The 18154-nt window shown below is 41.0% G+C and carries 20 protein-coding genes; 3 read left to right on the top strand and 17 right to left on the bottom strand.

Annotated features, from left to right (window positions below):
- Window positions 1–15: 15 nt before the first annotated feature.
- The 8 genes from ACP7A0_RS05060 to rpmG form a co-directional block, all read right to left on the bottom strand.
- Entirely contained in the window at window positions 16–1935 is a 1920-nt protein-coding gene (locus tag ACP7A0_RS05060) for an LTA synthase family protein (RefSeq protein WP_106039256.1), read from the bottom strand.
- Between the two features lie 214 nt (window positions 1936–2149).
- Window positions 2150–3103 carry an ROK family glucokinase gene (locus ACP7A0_RS05065; RefSeq protein WP_340876238.1) on the bottom strand — a complete coding sequence of 318 codons (954 nt, stop codon included), beginning with the start codon at window positions 3101–3103 and terminating at the stop codon, window positions 2150–2152.
- A gap of 13 nt (window positions 3104–3116) precedes the next feature.
- Window positions 3117–3320 carry a YqgQ family protein gene (locus ACP7A0_RS05070; protein ID WP_008342322.1) on the bottom strand — a complete coding sequence of 68 codons (204 nt, stop codon included), beginning with the start codon at window positions 3318–3320 and terminating at the stop codon, window positions 3117–3119.
- A gap of 70 nt (window positions 3321–3390) precedes the next feature.
- The gene (locus tag ACP7A0_RS05075; RefSeq protein ID WP_426004439.1) at window positions 3391–4929 is read right to left on the bottom strand and encodes a rhomboid family intramembrane serine protease; all 1539 of its coding nucleotides are present in this window, start codon (window positions 4927–4929) and stop codon (window positions 3391–3393) included.
- Between the two features lie 86 nt (window positions 4930–5015).
- Entirely contained in the window at window positions 5016–5189 is a 174-nt protein-coding gene (locus ACP7A0_RS05080; RefSeq protein WP_017367602.1) for a hypothetical protein, read from the bottom strand.
- 100 nt (window positions 5190–5289) lie between these two features.
- Window positions 5290–5424: a hypothetical protein gene (locus tag ACP7A0_RS05085; protein WP_258182066.1), complete on the bottom strand. Its 135-nt coding sequence runs from the start codon at window positions 5422–5424 to the stop codon at window positions 5290–5292.
- 142 nt (window positions 5425–5566) lie between these two features.
- Entirely contained in the window at window positions 5567–6127 is a 561-nt protein-coding gene (locus ACP7A0_RS05090) for a 5-formyltetrahydrofolate cyclo-ligase (RefSeq protein ID WP_106039258.1), read from the bottom strand.
- Between the two features lie 48 nt (window positions 6128–6175).
- A complete protein-coding gene (gene rpmG, locus ACP7A0_RS05095) occupies window positions 6176–6325 on the bottom strand; it encodes a 50S ribosomal protein L33 (protein WP_008360061.1) in 150 nt (49 codons plus the stop codon).
- Window positions 6326–6744: 419 nt separating this feature from the next.
- Between rpmG and ACP7A0_RS05100 the strand changes: the two genes are divergently transcribed.
- Window positions 6745–7092 carry a hypothetical protein gene (locus ACP7A0_RS05100; protein ID WP_003217285.1) on the top strand — a complete coding sequence of 116 codons (348 nt, stop codon included), beginning with the start codon at window positions 6745–6747 and terminating at the stop codon, window positions 7090–7092.
- A complete protein-coding gene (locus ACP7A0_RS05105) occupies window positions 7089–7580 on the top strand; it encodes an endolytic transglycosylase MltG (RefSeq protein ID WP_426004443.1) in 492 nt (163 codons plus the stop codon). Before ACP7A0_RS05100 ends, ACP7A0_RS05105 begins: the two co-directional genes overlap by 4 nt.
- Before the next feature lie 43 nt (window positions 7581–7623).
- On the opposite strand, the gene pstB (ACP7A0_RS05110) is transcribed toward ACP7A0_RS05105, so the two are convergent.
- The 9 genes from pstB (ACP7A0_RS05110) to ACP7A0_RS05150 all read right to left on the bottom strand — a co-directional run bounded on the left by pstB (ACP7A0_RS05110) (window position 7624) and on the right by ACP7A0_RS05150 (window position 17229).
- The gene (gene pstB, locus ACP7A0_RS05110) at window positions 7624–8406 is read right to left on the bottom strand and encodes a phosphate ABC transporter ATP-binding protein PstB (RefSeq protein ID WP_066030657.1); all 783 of its coding nucleotides are present in this window, start codon (window positions 8404–8406) and stop codon (window positions 7624–7626) included.
- 15 nt (window positions 8407–8421) lie between these two features.
- Window positions 8422–9234 carry a phosphate ABC transporter ATP-binding protein PstB gene (pstB, locus tag ACP7A0_RS05115; protein WP_034661308.1) on the bottom strand — a complete coding sequence of 271 codons (813 nt, stop codon included), beginning with the start codon at window positions 9232–9234 and terminating at the stop codon, window positions 8422–8424.
- A 23-nt stretch (window positions 9235–9257) separates the two neighbouring features.
- The gene (gene pstA / locus ACP7A0_RS05120; RefSeq protein WP_003217489.1) at window positions 9258–10142 is read right to left on the bottom strand and encodes a phosphate ABC transporter permease PstA; all 885 of its coding nucleotides are present in this window, start codon (window positions 10140–10142) and stop codon (window positions 9258–9260) included.
- Entirely contained in the window at window positions 10142–11068 is a 927-nt protein-coding gene (pstC, locus tag ACP7A0_RS05125; RefSeq protein WP_060596681.1) for a phosphate ABC transporter permease subunit PstC, read from the bottom strand. The genes pstA and pstC overlap by 1 nt, the downstream gene beginning before the upstream one ends.
- 79 nt (window positions 11069–11147) lie before the next feature.
- Window positions 11148–12065 carry a phosphate ABC transporter substrate-binding protein gene (locus ACP7A0_RS05130; RefSeq protein ID WP_007501261.1) on the bottom strand — a complete coding sequence of 306 codons (918 nt, stop codon included), beginning with the start codon at window positions 12063–12065 and terminating at the stop codon, window positions 11148–11150.
- Window positions 12066–12280: 215 nt separating this feature from the next.
- Window positions 12281–14416 carry a peptidoglycan D,D-transpeptidase FtsI family protein gene (locus ACP7A0_RS05135; RefSeq protein ID WP_426004447.1) on the bottom strand — a complete coding sequence of 712 codons (2136 nt, stop codon included), beginning with the start codon at window positions 14414–14416 and terminating at the stop codon, window positions 12281–12283.
- Between the two features lie 122 nt (window positions 14417–14538).
- Entirely contained in the window at window positions 14539–15825 is a 1287-nt protein-coding gene (locus tag ACP7A0_RS05140; RefSeq protein WP_060596680.1) for an MFS transporter, read from the bottom strand.
- Window positions 15826–15947: 122 nt separating this feature from the next.
- The gene (sodA, locus tag ACP7A0_RS05145) at window positions 15948–16556 is read right to left on the bottom strand and encodes a superoxide dismutase SodA (RefSeq protein ID WP_003217313.1); all 609 of its coding nucleotides are present in this window, start codon (window positions 16554–16556) and stop codon (window positions 15948–15950) included.
- Window positions 16557–16743: 187 nt separating this feature from the next.
- On the bottom strand, window positions 16744–17229 hold the full coding sequence (locus tag ACP7A0_RS05150) for a DUF456 domain-containing protein (protein WP_060596679.1): 486 nt from the start codon (window positions 17227–17229) through the stop codon (window positions 16744–16746).
- A 142-nt stretch (window positions 17230–17371) separates the two neighbouring features.
- Here ACP7A0_RS05150 and ACP7A0_RS05155 point away from each other — a divergent pair, with 142 nt between their 5' ends.
- Window positions 17372–18142 (top strand): DUF1189 domain-containing protein, encoded by a 771-nt coding sequence (locus tag ACP7A0_RS05155; RefSeq protein WP_034661315.1) that lies wholly within the window; start codon window positions 17372–17374, stop codon window positions 18140–18142.
- Window positions 18143–18154: the final 12 nt, after the last annotated feature.

The following is an 18154-nucleotide window of genomic DNA, read 5'->3' on the forward strand; positions in this document are numbered from 1 at the left end:
AGGTTTTCTCATATGTTAGGACGCCTTTTTCAGCTTCGTTTCATCTTCTTTTTTGGATGGAGAATGGTCCGGGCTGTTCCGGTCATAAAATCTAAGGAGATCACCGTAGATGATTTGATCAGAGAATTGAAGCTCTTGCTTTGCCTTCTCTTCATAAGACTGACAAACGGTCTCATCATCTCTTGGCTCACCCGTTTCTTTATTGTAGCAAACTCCATCTGTGAAAACACTGTCCTTCGTAATAAAGCTGCCATCACGAAGCACGGTAAAGTCATTCTTATCTTTTGATAAAAGATCATGACCAAATTGAATCTGTTTACTTGTATCAATTCCTAAAAGATTGAGTATAGTTGGACGGATATCGACTTGACCGCCTACCGTATCAATTTCTTTTGGATGTTGATCTGTGATCCCTGGAATGTGTACAACAAACGGGACTTTTTGAAGCTGCACTTCTTCAAATGGCGTAATCTTTTTATTTAAAAATTGTCCCATTGCTTCGTTATGGTTTTCTGAAATTCCATAGTGATCTCCATATAAAACAAAGATGGAATTTTCGTACAAACCTGTTTCCTTCATCTTTTCAAAGAAAATCTTCAGCGCCTCATCTTGATAACGCACTGTAGGAAAGAACTTGTTTAACGTTTTGCTCTTAGAATCATATTCATCAATGAGCTTATCTTCTTCATCTAGATCAAATGGAAAGTGATTCGTTAATGTAATCAATCTCGTATAGAAAGGCTGCGGGATCGATTTCATCAATTCCGCTGACTGTTCAAAGAACGGACCATCTTTCAAGCCCCAGCCAACTGAGTTCTCTTCATTCACATCAAATGATTTAATATCAAAAAACTTATCGTAGCCAAAGCTATCGTAGATCAGGTCACGATTCCAGAAACTTTTGTTATTCGCATGAATAACAGAAGAGTGATACCCCTCATCCTTTAACAACTCAGGTGTGGCTGTATACTCATTGCTTGGGTTTGTGAAGAACACAGCCCCTCTTCCAAGTGGATAGAGAGAGTTATCAACAATAAACTCTGAGTCCGATGTTTTCCCTTGACCTGTTTGATGATAGAAATTAGTAAAGTTGTAGCTTTTCTTGATTAGTTTGTTTAAAAATGGGGTAATTTCTTTCCCATTTAATTTTTCATTGACCACAAAGCTCTGAGTAGACTCTAGGGAGACAAGAATGACATTTCGCCCTTTCGCTTGACCAAACGTTTTTTCATTACGGTCGGTTTGATTTGCGCTTACATAGTTTTCAATTTCCGTTAAGCTATTGCTGTCGGCAAGGGCTCGTTGAGCAGACTGCTTCGATTGCAACACTCCATCATAAATATGGAAATTATATAAGCTAATATTTTTCACCAGCATCTCACGGTCAAATGAGCGAGTGAGCAGTTCTGGTCTTTCTGTTTCAGCCAAACCAAGGTTAAAGAAGAAAGTGGCTGCCACAAATAAATAATAAGCTGCTCGTTCTTTTCGTGAAATGGTGACATCCGTTCTAAAGGAAGGCTGCTTTTTATAGAGCCACATTAAAATCATAATATCAACGAACATCAGAAAATCGACTGGTTCAATTAAAGAGGTAATACTTGACCCGAGGTCACCCATATTGTTTGTTTGAAATAGGACGGGGATGGTTAGAAAGTCACTATAGAATCGATAAAACACAATGTTAGCTAACAAAATGAATGTCAGGATAAAACTCATCACGATGATATATCGATTGCGATTTTTTTCTTTCATAAATAAACCGATACCGAAGATAAACAAGAGAAAGCTAAGCGGATTAATAAACAGGATAAACTCCTGCATGAAATTTTCTATTTTAATATTAAAGCTAGATTTATAGATAACATAGGTTTTGACCCACATTAACAATGTCGCAATCAGTAAAAATGAAATCGCCTTTAATCTTTTCTTTCGCATTGTAACCTCCTTATGCTCTAAGCATGCACTCAAGTTAGGGAATACCCTAATTATTGGTGCTTCTTCAAAAATAACTAAACTATATCTTATCCTGTATGTGCTGGAAAATCAATGTCTTTTTCCTCATGACAAACTTATGAATATGCTAAACATTTCATTTCATGCCCATCTATCGCTTTTTTTAATAAAAATGACATCATGATGACTTTTTTGTTTAAGACAGCCATTTGTTTTTTGCCATCCATGCACCACCGATGACTCCTGCATCGTTTCCGAGTGAAGCAATCACGACTTCGACATCATCAGCGCAAGGCGGAAATGCGTGATGTTTAACAACGCGCTCTACTTTACTGCGAAGAAGCTCCCCTGCTTTTGAAACACCGCCGCCAATGACGATTTTTGTTGGGTTTAACGCACTGGCAAGATTCGCTAAGACTAGTCCAAGATGAGTCGTCACTTCTTCTAAGACACGCATGGCAAGATCATCTCCACTTTCAGCGGCCCTAAACACATCCTTTGCAGACAGCGAAGTGAGCGTGCCAAGTGAAGATGTATGCTGCTCCGTTTCTAATTTATCCTTTGCAAGCCGAACGATGCCAGTCGCAGAAGCAATGGTTTCAATACAGCCTGTTCTTCCGCAGTTACACGGTGCTCCTTGGAATGGAACGGCACAAATATGGCCAATTTCTCCGCCAGCCCCAGTCTCACCTTGAACAACTTCACCATTTACAATAATACCGCCGCCAACACCCGTGCCAAGTGTGACCATCAGGATATTTTTTGCGCCATCTCCTGCCCCCTTCCACATTTCACCGAGTGCAGCAATATTCGCATCATTTTCTATGACAGATGGAAGTCCTGTCTCTGCCTCCAGGTGATCTTTGAGTGGATAGTTTGTCCAGCCGAGATTCGTTGTTTTATAGACAATCCCAGATACTTTATCTACAGGCCCAGGTGCACCCATTCCAATCCCAATAAGCGCTGATTTTGGCATACTGATTTCGACCAGTTTGTGGTCAATTGATTTGGCAATATCGACTGTGATCGTCTGCCCTGATTTATCCGTAGGAATCTCCCACTTATGCTGAATTTCACCATATAGATTAATGAACGCAAGCTTAATTGTCGTACCGCCAAGATCAACTCCTACAAACCAATCCCCTATCATATGCCCTCCACCTTCACATTGTTTTTCGATTTAATTTGGCTAGTTCCATTTGAAGAATAGTCATTGCGTTTGACCATTCGGTCCGGTCAATAATGCCCGATGTATACATTTCCTTCAGTTCATCTGCCATAAATTCTAATTCCACTTCACGATCTCCGAAATACACATAATTTCCAAATCTCATGAGCAGCTGCTGTACATCATATAACGTTTTCATTATTTCCACCATTTCTTCTCATCAACAGATAGGATAAGCGTATTCATAAATGCGCTTTCAGTCAAGTCATTCAATGTGTTTGCGTGCTTTCAATATATTGTTTCAGTTTTAAAAATTGATCATTTTTTGGATCTTGGTCTAACCCTTTCTCGATTAGATCCTCCGCTTTCGCTGTCTCTCCTTTTTCTACGTACAACAACGATAAATGATACAGTTTATTTGGATCATCAGGATCTTTTTTAAGCGACTTTTGTAAAAATTCAATCGCTTTGTCAAGGTGGCCGAGCTGCGCTTCAGATAGTGCATATATATGGAGAGCATCAGCTGATGCATCCTTTTGGTGTACATGTTCCTCTAACCGTTTACTTGCTTCGTTATAGTTCTTCTCATCAAATAGACTTGCCGCCTCACTTACTGCCGCCGCTTCCTTTTGATCGTCTGAATGAAACCCTGTATACAGTCCAAAACTGCCAATCAACAGCAAAACAACACTAGCAACAAACATTTTGACAGGCTGCACCTGTTTAGGGAGCCGGACAGCTAAAGCGGCTAAAAAACCGCCAACCAGACCGCCAAGGTGCCCTGCGTTATCAATACCTGATACGGTGAAGCCTATCCCTAAATTGATCAGGATGATCACAATAATATTTGTCCCCATCGTTCGAAAGAATAGCTTGCGGTTAGAAATTGCTAAATATAATAGCGCACCTAAGCAGCCAAAGATCGCACCTGATGCACCGGCTGCGATGGCCGTATTAAGAACAAAGCTCGCAATGGAGCCAAAAATGCCGGAAATGAAATAGATGAGCAAAAATCTCCCTGAGCCATAAATTCTCTCAACAGCCGCTCCGACAGACCAAAGAGCAAATGTATTAAAGAGTAAGTGCGTCAAGCCAATGTGCAAAAACATTGGTGTAATGAGGCGCCACCATTCTCCATCTAAGATCAGCCCATTATTTTTAGCACCAAACGCTGTTAAAGTCGCGGTATTGGTACTTCCGCCAGATAGTTCAAGCAAAAGAAACATCACCACTTGAACAGCGATGAGCAAGTAGGTGAAAATCGGTCTGCCATTTTGAAAAACGGCCCGTTCTCGTTCACGCTGCTTTTCCTGATCATTAAATGCTTGAAGTACATTCATTTTAAGCTGCATGACATCCTCAGCTGTGTCTCTCTTCGCCTCTTCTACATCCAATGTTACCGAGGTGTTCAGCCATTTTTGCAGCTCGTTTACATCGTGCTGAAGAATGTCTGCGTTCAGTAATACAGGTGTAACCGTCACCTTTTGTTTTTTCTGCGGCTGACCGTTTAAGTCTTCCCAATCATCTACAGGATCGTCAGCTGTAAATTGGAGCTGCAAGAGATGAAGAGACCGTTTACGCATCGCCTCTCTCAGCTGATTCACCCGATACGTCTGCTCTTCGATATCTCGAACAATCTCCTGTCTAAAATTCACATCTTTTCTATATAGACGGATGAGATCATACCCTGAGTTTCTTGGTGCTTCAAAAAATATTTCATCTTCTGGATACGGACTTTGAATCATCTCGTACCCTTTTTGCCTTAATTCATCAACAACTCGCCAAAATAGACTATCTATGACATTCATTCATTCGCGCTCCATTTTTTACATTATTATAACAAGAATCGTTCTTATCCGCATTTCTGAACAAAAAAATCCCGGCTTCTGCGGGATTAGAATGCTTGGCGAATAAATTTCGTCCGAAAATATGGGATTTTCATCAGCCACTTAATAAAAAAGTGACGCACTTGATTTTGACCTAAGATCAAATTCATCAGCCGATAACGATTTTGCACGAGAACGAATGCAAACAATGTGAACACAATGCTCCAAATCATTTTATTCATCATATTCCCTCCTATGTTCGTATCGTGGCTTAAATAGGATTTGTTTATGCATGAACGATCATTTTTATCGCTTACAATGGTTCTTTTCATTAGCCGGCTTTCACAATCTAATCCCTTGTTCTTTTGATTGAATATAATAGACCTCTTCACACTCTGATTGATCATAAGAAACGTCATTATTCACTTCCTCCCACATATTACGGAAGTATCTTTTCTTTCCACGAAATTTTTTCAAAACGGACCTCTTAGCAAAATGCCACTACATGCAGATTTGTTGATCAATGTGAAATCATATTGCGTTTCACCCTACCGTTACTGCAACTCTGATGAAAGGATCTCAACACAAAAAGCCCGTTCTTTGGACAATCAGCGGACTTTTACTTTTGATATAATATACCTTTTTCACTGACAATCATAGACACCGGTATGTCGTGTGCTTCAGACGGCACATGACTGATTTGCTGTAAAGACAGACAAAGTGCAATGGTTACACCGTGATAGTCAGCTAAGTAGCGGTCATAATAGCCGCCCCCAAATCCAATCCGGTAGCCTTTTTGATCGAAGCATACCCCAGGCACAATGATTAAATCAATGGTTTCTTTATGTACAGCTGTTGATACTTGAGGGTCTGGTTCCAATAGCCCAAAGTAGCTGGATGTCATCTTTGTTTGCGGTGTATATTCATAAAACATCATCTCTTTTGTTTTCGGAAAACAGGTAGGGATACATACTGTTTTTCCTTCTTCCCACGCTTTTTCAATCAGAGGCATTGTCGGTATCTCTTTTCCTCTAGACATCGTCAAAGCGATCGTTTTCGCCTGTTTCCATGCTGGCAGCTGCAATAAGTACTCATGAAGTAAAGCCGTGCTGCGCTCAAACTCTTCAGCGCTTATCTGATCCAGCTTGGCTAATGTTTGAAGGCGAAGCTCCTTTTTCATAAAGATCATCTCCCATCATAAAAAAACAGCAGGAAAATTCCCTGCTGCTTACTTTGTTTCACGATGTAAAGTTTGTTTTTTATCACGTGAGCAATACTTTTTGAATTCAACGCGATCTGGATTGTTTCGCTTATTCTTTTTAGTAATATAGTTACGCTCACCGCATTCAGTGCAAGCTAGAGTAATATTTACGCGCATATTTTTCCCTCCAAACTAAAATCAATTCACATTCAGACCTAACTATAATACCACTTCTAGCTTAGGAATGCTAGAATGTTTTTTCACCAATTTCATTTTGAGTGCATTCACTTACATATCGCATGGTTATGTCATGAAAAATCGTCTGCTCCCCTATAAAACCTTATCCTTTGTCGTACTGTATACATGAGACCCCTCTTCTCCCCGCCTCTTTCATTTATTTTGACAGCGAAGCAAGGTTTCATACCCGTTTTACATATAAAAAGAAAAAAGATGAAAAAAAGGTGATTTTCTTCAGCAATTCCTTTTGAAACTAGCTTTTTTATGGTATAAAAAAGAAGGGTCGAAAACTGTCTGAAACAATCTTGAAAGCCTTTTATGGCTTTCAGCATAAAAATATGAATAAAAGGTGATGAAACATGGAAATTGCAATTATCGGATTGCTTGTTGTCAGTATTGTACTGATCGCATTCTCATATTTTCAAAGAGAGCCGATTAAAGAAGTCGAGCAGGAACTTGAAACACTTCAACTATCTGCAATGCAAGAAATCTATAAACTGAAAAAGAAAATGAAAGTGCTTGAAGAAGAATTACTTGAAACAAACATCGTCGTTCGCAAGCATTCAGAAATTGATCCATCCATCGCAAGACAGATCATTTCAAAGCACCAAAATGGCATGTCTCCTGAGGCCATTGCGCGCGCTGAGCATGTATCTGTAGAAGATGTCAACATGATCATTAAAGACAACGAGAGGGTGCTTGTATGACGAAAAAAAGCATCCAAACGTTTGCAGCAGGTATGATTCTTGCAACTGGGGTTCTTGCGATTGTCTTTTTTCTCACTGGGAAAGACGAGGCAGCAGCTGATACAACAACAAAAGAAACCCTCGCACAGAAAGTAACAGACACTGACGTGAAAAACTATTTAGACTCCAAAAAAGAAGTCACTGTCAGCCGTGAAACGTACCAGCAGCTTCTTGACTATAAAGAAAAAGTGCTGAAGGCAAATGAAGACGGCGATTCTAAGAGTGATAAACAAAAGCCTAAAGGCAAATCGATCAAATTCGTGATTAAAAACGGTATGAGTACAAGTGATGTTTCAGACATGCTTGAAAAGGACGGCATCATCAACTCGTCTAAAGATTTTAATGATTACGTAATTGACGCCGGCTACCATAAAGAAATTCGTGCAGGCAAGTTCAATTTAAAAACAGGGATGACGTTCAAACAGATTGTCAAAGCCTTAACAAAATAACAACAAAAGCCCCCTGGCGGCACTGACCTCCAGGGGGCTTTTCTTATCCAAATCGACCAGATATATAATCATTCGTTCTTTGATCGTTTGGCTCAGAAAACATCACATTCGTATCATTAACCTCAACAAGCTCCCCCATTAAGAAGAATGCCGTTCGGTCTGATACCCTAGCCGCTTGCTGCATGTTATGCGTCACAATGGCAATTGTATATTTCTCTTTCAATTTCATAATCAATTCTTCAATCTTTAATGTTGAGACAGGATCAAGCGCTGATGTTGGTTCATCCATTAATAAGATGTCTGGGCTTGTGGCAATGGCTCTTGCGATACAAAGACGCTGCTGCTGACCGCCAGAAAGACCTAGAGCGGGCGCACTTAATCGATCTTTCACTTCATCCCAAAGGGCAACATCTCGAAGCGCTTTTTCAGCGATTTCTTTCAATTGCTGCTTGCTCTTTACTCCGTGAATTCTTGGTCCGTATACGACATTATCAAAGATAGACTGAGGGAATGGATTCCCTTTTTGAAACACCATCCCGACATTTTTACGCAGCTCCACTAAATCGACACGGCCTTTTAAAATGTTGTCACCGTTATACATCATATCCCCGGTGATTTTCACACCTGGCACTGTTTTGACCATAAGATTTAACGTTTTAATAAAGGTTGACTTTCCGCAGCCGGACGGGCCGATAATCGCTGTGACTTCATGCTCTCTTATAGCTAAGTCAATATGCTTCAGTGCATGATGCTGTCCATACCAAAGATTCATATCATTCACACGAAACACTTCTTTTTTTGCTGTTTCAGTTGCTACTGCATTCATCAAAATCCACCCGCCTTATCCAAATCGACCATTGATATAGTCTTCTGTTTTTTGCTGCGCAGGACGTGTAAAGATACGTTCTGTGGCATCATATTCTACTAGATCTCCGTTTAAGAAAAAGGCCGTACGATCAGATACACGGAGTGCTTGCTGCATGTTGTGTGTCACAATGACGATTGAATAATCATTTTTCAATTCCCCTAATAGTTCTTCAATTTTCGCATTTGAGATGGGGTCTAGGGCAGAAGCCGGTTCATCTAATAGCAGAACACTAGGTTTCATCGCAAGTGTACGTGCAATACAAAGGCGCTGCTGCTGACCGCCTGACAATGACAAAGCAGATCTGTGCAAACGATCTTTGACCTCATCCCATAGCGCCGCCTTTGTTAAGCTTTCCTCAACCGCATCATCAAGCACAGATTTTCTTTTTTCCCCGGCATACTTTAACGCATGGGTGATGTTATTGTAGATCGATTTAGGAAATGGATTTGGCTTTTGGAAGACCATGCCGATTTCTCTTCTTAAATTCACCACATTAATGCGGTCATCCAAAATATTTAACCCTTCGTACATGATCGCCCCTTCACTTCTCGCACCTGGAATTAAGTCGTTCATGCGGTTAATACTGCGTAAAAAGGTAGACTTACCGCAGCCAGATGGGCCGATTAATGCGGTAATCGCATTCTTCTCGATCTCGAATGAAATGTGATTGACCGCTCTTTTTTCACCATAATAAATGCTTAAATCCTGCACCTGTAAAATCTGTTCCGCTTGAAGTGGAGCCTTTTTCGCTGCAATTTCTTTTTTTTCTGCCAGCATTTGAACCATATCCCCTTCACACCTCTCTCACATTATTTTGACGTAAGCTTTTTATGAATAAATGAACCAAGCCATCTAGCTGCTAAGTTGAACAATAAGACTGAAAGCACAAGTACGGCTGATGCACCATTTGCAATGGCTTCTGCATCTGGAATGATTCCTTGTGTATTGACGTTCCATATATGAACGGCTAATGTTTCAGCCGGTCTAAAAACATTCAGCGGTGACGTATCAGAAAAAGGACTCCAGTTTGTGAAATCAAGGCGCGGTGTTGAGAGACCTGCTGTAAAAAGAAGAGCAGCCGCCTCACCAAAGACTCTTCCTGATGCTAAAATCGCACCGGTGATTATAGACGGAAGCGCACCTGGAATAAGGACCGTTTTGACTGTGTGCCACTTCGTTACACCAAGCGCAAGTGATGCTTCCTTTTGATCCTTCGGTACAGAGCGCAGCGCATCTTCTGTCACCCTGACCATCACCGGCAGGTTAAACACAGTGAGCGCCAGAGCTCCTCCAATGATCGTATAGCCCCAGCCTGTTAAATTCACAAACATGAGTAAACCAAACATCCCAATGACGATAGACGGAAGTGAAGACAGCACTTCAATACATGTACGAATAAAATCTGTGACTTTGTTTTGAGGTGCATACTCTGCCATATACACTCCCCCGCCGACGCCAAGCGGGACTGTGATCAGCATCGTAATAAACAAAATATAAAACGAGTTAAACAGCTGATCCCTGATGCCGCCGCCAGAGCCAATCGCACTTGAGCGGGTTGTCAAAAAGTCGAAATTTAATTCTTTTGCACCGTTGAAAATGATATAAGAAAACAAACCAACGAGAATCGCCGTAATAATGGCAGCACATAATCCAAATATAAATGTGGCAAAACGATCGGTCATTTTGCTATTCATTAAATCTTCCTCCTAGACGACAAGTATCTGATAATGAGTATGAACATAAATGATACAACTAGAAGGACAAGTCCCATTGACCAAAGTGTATTGTTCTCAACACTTCCATACGTTGTGTGACCCATGTTTAACGTAATAATGGTTGTTAATGTACCAGCTGTATCCATAATGCTCTCTGGTAAATTACGCGTGTTTCCAATGACCATCTGTACAGCAAGGGCTTCTCCAAATGCTCTAGCCATGCCGAGCACGACCGCTGTCATTAATGTTGGCAGAGCTGCCGGGACAAGCACACGTCTAATCGTTTGCCATCTTGTTGCGCCTAGTGCATACGATCCCTCACGTAAACTTTTTGGTAGTGAAGCCATTGCATCAGTCGCAATGGATGTAACGGTTGGCAGTATCATAATAGACAGGACAATCGTTCCTGCTAGCACGCTATGTCCTGAGCCGCTTGACTTGAAATGTCCGATAAACGGCACCAATACTGTAAGACCTATGAATCCGTAAACAACGGATGGAATCCCTACAAGCAATTCAATGACTGGCTGGAGGATTTTACGTCCCCAAGCAGGTGCAATTTCTGTCATAAAGATGGCGCCAGCGATGCCTAGCGGCGCTGCAATGAGTGCCGATAGGAGCGTGACGGCGATTGATCCAAAGATAAACGGAAATGCACCGTACTGCGGGTTTTCTGCTGTTGGGTTCCAATTGATACTGGTTAAGAACTCAATTGGGCTTACACCATTTACGATGAAAGATTGTAAACCCTTAATGCCAAGGAAGATGGTAATGGCGATTGATACAGCAATCATTAAGAATGCGCAGAATCTCACCAAAATACTTCCTCTTACTTCATCCATTTGCCTATTTTTCTTCGAGCTGATCAGTCGATCGCTCGCTTCTGTATGTTCTATCTGCTTCATCTTTTTCTACACTCCTATGAATGTCATAAAAGGAAAAGTGAAAAGCTCCACTTTTCCTTCATCAGCAATTCAAGACCTCTTACTTATCTGTTTGTTTGCCTGTTGCGTCTCTTTCTACTTTCATATTAGAAACTGAGATGTAGCCTTGGTCTTTGACGATTTCTTTTTGTACTTCATCACTCATGAGGTAATCTAAGAATTGTTTTGCTAGACCATCCGGCTCACCTTTTGTATAAGAATGCTCGTAAGCCCAAATTGTATATTTACCGCTTTCTACATTGCTTTCTTCCGGTTTCACACCATCAATGCTAAGCGGTGTAATTTTGTCATCTGTTAAATAAGAGAATGCTAGGTATCCAATCGCACCTGGTGTTTCTGCAATCAGTTTTTTCACTGTGTTTGAAGAATCTTCTGTGATTCCTTCTGCAGGTGTTGCACCATCAAGTGCATACTTCACAAATGTTGCACGAGTTCCTGAAGAGTCAGGTCTGTTCACAAGAGTGATTTTTTGATCTTTCCCGCCAAGCTCTTTCCAGTTTTTGATTTTACCAGTGAAGATTTTTTTCAATTCGTCCTTTGTGATGTCTTTGACACCCACTTCAGGGTTTACAGCTGCTGCCATTCCAACAACTGCTACTTTGTGGTCTTTTAAAGCTTTTGCGTCGATTCCGTCTTTCTCTTCTGCGAATACATCTGAGTTACCAATTTGTACAGATCCTTCTGAAACTTGAGAAAGTCCTGTTCCTGAACCGCCGGCTTGTACTTGAATATCGGCTTTTGGATGTTTATCCATGAATTTTTCTGCTGCCGCAAGAACTAAAGGCTGCATCGCAGATGATCCTGAGATGGTAATGGAACCTGATGCCTCATCTTTGTTTGAAGCATTTCCTTTACTGTCTTTTGAATCTCCGCTTGAGCTGCTGTTTCCGCATGCTGTGACGAATGCTAACAATGCGATAGTAAGGAATGTAAGCAGCCATAATTTGTTCTTTTTCATTTCAAGAATACCCCCTGAATAATTTGTCCTACGAGTAATACATTAAAGGTTCTTTATTAATTTCGTTTAAATGGAATGTTAAGGTTTTGTAAATGTCGAAGTTTTGTAGAATTCTTGCGATGTTTTTTATGCATTTTGTCAATTTATCTCGAAAAATTTGAAGAAAACGTAAAAAAAACGCCCACAAAAAGTGAGCGTTTTTACCTAGAAAAGGTCTAGTCATTTGTTTCTGCTTCATTTTCAATTTTATTTTTGTTCTTCGCTTGTGTATCATTGCTTTCCTGTTTTGATTTCAGCTCAAAGTACTTGTCTAGTACTTGTTCACCGATATCATTTGTAATTGGATAGCGCTGATTGTAGTCTTGATACACCCACGGTACAACGACGGAAATGGCCACTTCTGGATTATCAGCAGGCGCATACGCAACAAGAGTGGTGTTATACGTCGGTGTGCCGCGTTTGCTTTTAATTGGGCCGTCATAGAATGATTGAGCGGTCCCTGTTTTGCCAGCCGGGTTGTATTTTTTGTTGCCAAAGTTCGAATAGGCTGTCCCTCGTGGGTTCTGCATAACAAGCTTGAAGCCTTGCTGAACACGCTTGATCTCATCACTCGTCATGTCTAGCTTATTCAATACGTCCGGTTTGACGGATTCTGTCACAGCACCAATGCCGCGCTGCGGATCTGGCTCTCTCACTTCTTTAACAAGCTGCGGACGTAAACGATATCCGCCATTGGCAACTGTTGAAACGTATTGCGCCATTTGCAGCGGTGTAAACGTATCATACTGTCCAATTGCATAGTCAAGCAGGAGACCAGATTGTGTAGACGTTCCCCGGTAGCCTGTCGCTTCGTTTGGCAGGTCAATCCCTGTTTTGACCCCAAGACCAAATTTACTGAAATTATAGCGGAATGTATCAAAAGCTTTCGGATCGATTGGGAGCGGCTGGTTCTTACGATACTCCCCTTTTCCAACGGCAATCGCTGTTTTAAACATATACACGTTAGATGAACGCTCGAGTGCCGTTAAATCATTAATGAGTCCCATATTTTGATAGGATTTCTTGGGCGGTGACTGCGCGATATACAGCGGTTCATCGTACTGGGTACTTCCTATGTGAAGCACGCCTGTTTTATATCCCGTCAGTACAGTTGCCCCTTTGACAGCTGAGCCCATCGCATAAGATGATGTCATCGTTCCTAATGCGTAGTCATCAAATTTGTATTTTCCGTTTTTGTTTGAAATCTGTTTCCCCGCAACTGAGAGAACCTCTCCATTTCTCGGGTCCATCATGACAACAAACGCGCGATCAAGAAGCTCTGTTCCGCCTCTTTGTTTCGCACTTCTCAAATTCTTTTCAACGATTTTTTCAACCGCTTTTTGCAGCTGAATATCAATGGTGAGCACAAGGTCTTTCCCGCTCTTTCCTTCTGTTAGCACTTTAGAGCTTGTCACATTGCCCTCTTTATCAGTTGTGCTCTGTTCTTTTTCCTTTTGGCCTTGCAGGACATCTTCATATTGATATTCTAGATAGCTTTTTCCTACACGGTCATTTCGGCTGTAGCCGAGCGATAAATAATGTTCAAGAAGTGACTGCGGAAGCCCTTCATCACTTGAGGATACACTGCCGAGCATACTGCGGAGCAGTCCTTTATACGGGTAGCTGCGTGACCAGTCTGTCGTGACATCCACACCTGGCAGCTCGTCCAAATGCTCAGAGACGTAAGCAATTTCGCTTGGCTTCACATCTTCATTTTTAATGAATTGAGGCGTAAGTGCATAGCCTGCATCCATTTGTCTTTTAATCGCAAGCACTTGCAAGTCTTTTTTCGTCAGTTGATTTAATTCCTTGTCCGTGATGCGTTTTAGTTGTAGCTCATATAGTTTATCATCAGAGACCTTATCGTCACCCTTTAATTCCGATTCCTTTTGAACAAGCTTTTTCGCTTCATTCGGATGCGTTAAGATCCAGAAATCTTTTTTGTCACGATCTGTGATTTTTTTCGTACTCACATGAATCATATCCGCTAATTTTGTTGCCACTTTGAGCCGCTCTTCTTGTGAAGTTGTCGAGGTTCTCGTATATGTAATGGCATTTAGCGCTTTATTGCTGACAATCGTATTATAGTTTCGATCGTAAATTTTTCCGCGCGGAGCAGATGAGCTGACATTCACATCTTCTTGTTTTTCTGCCTGCTTTTTATAATCTTCTCCATTGACAATTTGTACAAATCCGAGTCTCACAACAACACCGGTAAAAATAATAAACGCAGCTAAAAATAGTAAATTCAGCCGGAGTGGAAGTGTTTTGCGCCCTTCCTTTACGTCTTTTTTGTTTTTCTTGTTTCTCATCACATCACCTTTTCTATCAAGAAAGAAATGGCACCCCTTTTTGTGTATAAAAGGTGCCATCATCATTTTAGCGGTTTTTCTATTATTTATCTAGAAATTTGATGTTCCATTGGTAAGAAATTTTACCTTTCTCCCTTAATAAGGTTCGTGTGAGAAACTGGCTTTTGACCGTCAGTCTCTTTCATATCAGCTGTTTTTTCTTTTAAATGAATATCTTTTACAAAATAATAAATGAGTGTGTGTCCCGCTCCAAGCACAACAAGAGAAGCGGGAATTCCGAGCTCATCACCTAGTAAGGTGACAGACAGAAGAAACAACACAATGGAACAAATACGGCCAGCATTTAAAAACAGCTCTCTGACCACAATATATTCAATTCGGGCTTTCCTTGCATACCTTGCATGACCGATGACATCGTATGTTAAGGATACATATGGAACAAGCAGAAGCGGGTATCCTATCGCAATGGCTACCGCATACATGAGAAGTGATACATAGGACAAGTGAAAGACGATTAAGAACAAGGCGCCGTATAAAATCAGCCCGCCAAGCATAATGGCTTTCTTTCGCCACTTTTTCTTAATCAAACGTGTAGCGAAGAAATAAGCGAAAAAGGCAACACCGGAGTTCACTAAACCAAACGTCCCGAGAGCAAGCTCACTGTTTGTTGCGATAAACACAAAGACACTGATTAAGAAGACAAAGACCCCTTCACGAAGCCCTTGAAAAAAGTGAGCTGTTGTAATCTTACGCCAATTCTCGTCGGCATGGCGTTCTTTCCATATTTGCTTGATGATAAATTTCCCTTTTGACTGCCTTCTCTTGAGGAAAAAGCTCATCACAACCGCGAGGGAAAACAAAAAAAGCGATAACGTGAAAATCACCGTATAGCCTGTATCATCCGTTAATTGAGAAATGACAATCCCCGCAATGAGAGGACCGATCATGCCAGCAGTAGATGACAGCACTCCGAGAAACCCATTAAAGAAATCTCTTGTTTCAGGCTCAGTGATCTCAAAGGTAAGTACGTTAAAAGCAAGCCAGTAAAAACCATAGCCGATCCCAAGGACACTCCCTAATAAAACAAGCCGCGCGGCCGCTTGCTCTCCTGCCATTAAGACAATTAAGTAAAAAGCGGCTAAAAAGATAACGCCGAAACGAAGGACAAACGCCCGGTCTATTTTTTTAGCGAGCCGGCCTGCGAATAAAAATGTAATGGGCTGAAGCACAACAATAGCCAGATTGTAAATCGCAAGATCCGTGAATTTCCCAGACTGTTTCCATAAATACACGTTTACAAACGTATTAGAAAGCGCAATGGCAAGTGCGTATAATCCGCCAATCGTGAGGAGGAGCATTAAATCTCTTGTAACATCCATGTCCCCGAACATTTTCTTTAATCTGCTCATATATTTCATTCTCCTTTTCTACACAATAGTCTGTCTCATCAAAAGGCAGATATGTAAAAAAAGGAGGGAAAATATAAAAAGACCTGCTTCTCTAAAGAGCAGGTCTTTTCAAATCAAATGATTTATTTAGCTTCGCTGTAAAGGCGAGCCACTTCATCCCAGTTCACAACATTCCAGAAAGCTGAAATGTAATCAGGACGACGGTTTTGGTAGTTTAGGTAGTAAGCATGCTCCCAAACGTCAAGTCCTAGAATTGGTGTTTTTCCTTCAGTTAAAGGAGAATCTTGGTTTGGCGTGCTTGTGATTTCAAGTTTGCCATTGTTCACAACAAGCCATGCCCAACCAGAACCAAAGCGTCCTGCAGCTGCTGCAGCGAAATCAGATTTGAATTTTTCAAATCCGCCTAATTCTTTTTCGATTGCATCTGCAAGTTCACCAGTTGGTGCGCCGCCACCGTTTGGTGAAAGAAGCGTCCAGAATAATGAGTGGTTAGCATGTCCTCCGCCATTGTTACGTACAGCTGTACGGACGTTTTCAGGCACAGAGTTTAGGTTAGCCACTAGCTCTTCGATTGATTGATCTTCAAGAGCTGATACACCTTCGATTGCTTTGTTTAAGTTTGTTACGTATGTGTTGTGGTGTTTTGTGTGGTGAATCGTCATTGTTTCCTTGTCGATATGTGGTTCTAATGCATCGTAAGCATATGGTAATTCTGGAAGTTTAAAAGCCATGGTTAAATTCCTCCTTAGAAATGTATGTACTGAAATGCTTCCTTAGGTCGTAAGCAAGCAATTCAACCTACTCAAAGAGTATCAAAAGAATTGGCTTGTTTCAATGTTATTGCTCATGATCTGAAACATTTCAGTGTTTATTTTGTATTTAGCCCTTTAGAAAAAGTTTTAAACTCCCTTTTTCTATTTAGCGAAGGACATAAAATAAAAAGATGCCCAGCATCAGCGCTTGAATCAATCCTTTGGCAAATACACCTGATATAAACCCGATTAATGAGCCTAATCCCACTTTCACACTCGTCTTCACATCTTTTTGATGAACAAGGAGCTCTGCAATGACACTTCCGATAAATGGACCAATGATAATTCCTGCAACGGGAATCACAAAAGGACCGACTAATAACCCAATGGTGCTTCCCCAAATAGCTGCACGACTGCCGCCAAAACGCTTGACCCCAATGAGGTTTGAGACATAATCTGCCGCAAATAATACCGCGGTAAACACGGCTTGGATGAGCCAGAACGTCAGTGTAAGCGGCTCGAAGCTGAAAAAGAAACCATATAGAATAAATCCGAGAACCATAAAGACCACGCTAGGGATAATTGGATAAACAAGTCCAACAAACGCAATGATAAATGCACAGATAACCAGAATCCAATACAGCACGTCCAAGTCACTGCCGCCTCCTTTTTATATGCTGTATACATTATGCCTCATTCCATCTATCTTAACCAGCGATGAAGCCATACTTGTACTTGATAGATAGACATTGATACAATATGAGAAATAGAAAAGAATGTAGGAAGTGAATTGATTGAACGTATTTAAACTATTGTTAAAAGGCATTTATTCACCAAAAGATATTGCTAAAGCACGGTTTACAGGGATTGGCAAAGCGATTTTATTCATTTTTATCCTTTCGATCATCGCAGCAGTTCCTCAGGGTTATCATATGAGTCAAGAGATCTCGAATGCGATGTCAGGATTTCAGCATGTGATCAAAAAAGATTTACCTGATTTCTCAATCGAAAAAGGAAAGCTTCAAGCGGATCAAAGTGCACCGATAGAAAAAGAAGAAAACGGCATTACGATCATCTTTGATCCTGCTGAAAAAATAAAAGCAAGTGAGCTTGAATCAAAGCAAACGGCCATCGCATTATTAAAAGAAAAAGCAGTGATCGCCATTGATGGCCAAATGACAGATATCCCATACCAGCTGCTTGGCGGAACGCTGACAAAAGACGAACTCGCCCGCGTCACAAATCAGAATCAAGCGATTATTATCCCAGTTATCTGGGTGCTGCTGTATCTATCAACTGCGGCTCTCATGTTCATTAGCGCAACATTCCTTGCGATGCTTGGTACATTTATTAAACGCATGCAGCAAAAAGAGCTGTCTTTCCAAATGCTATGGAAGCTCTCCGCTTATTCACTCACATTAACAACGGTCTTTTTCGCTATCATGAGTGCATTAAACACGCCTGTTGCGAACTCATTTTTATTAAATTGGATCATTAACTTTATCTTCTTATATCTCGTCGTAAAGGAAATACCCGCTAAACATAAACCACTTGTCAAAAGTTAATGAGTAAATGAA

Source organism: Bacillus sp. DWP3-1 (assembly GCF_049896565.1).
Taxonomy (GTDB): Bacteria; Bacillota; Bacilli; order Bacillales; family Bacillaceae; genus Bacillus.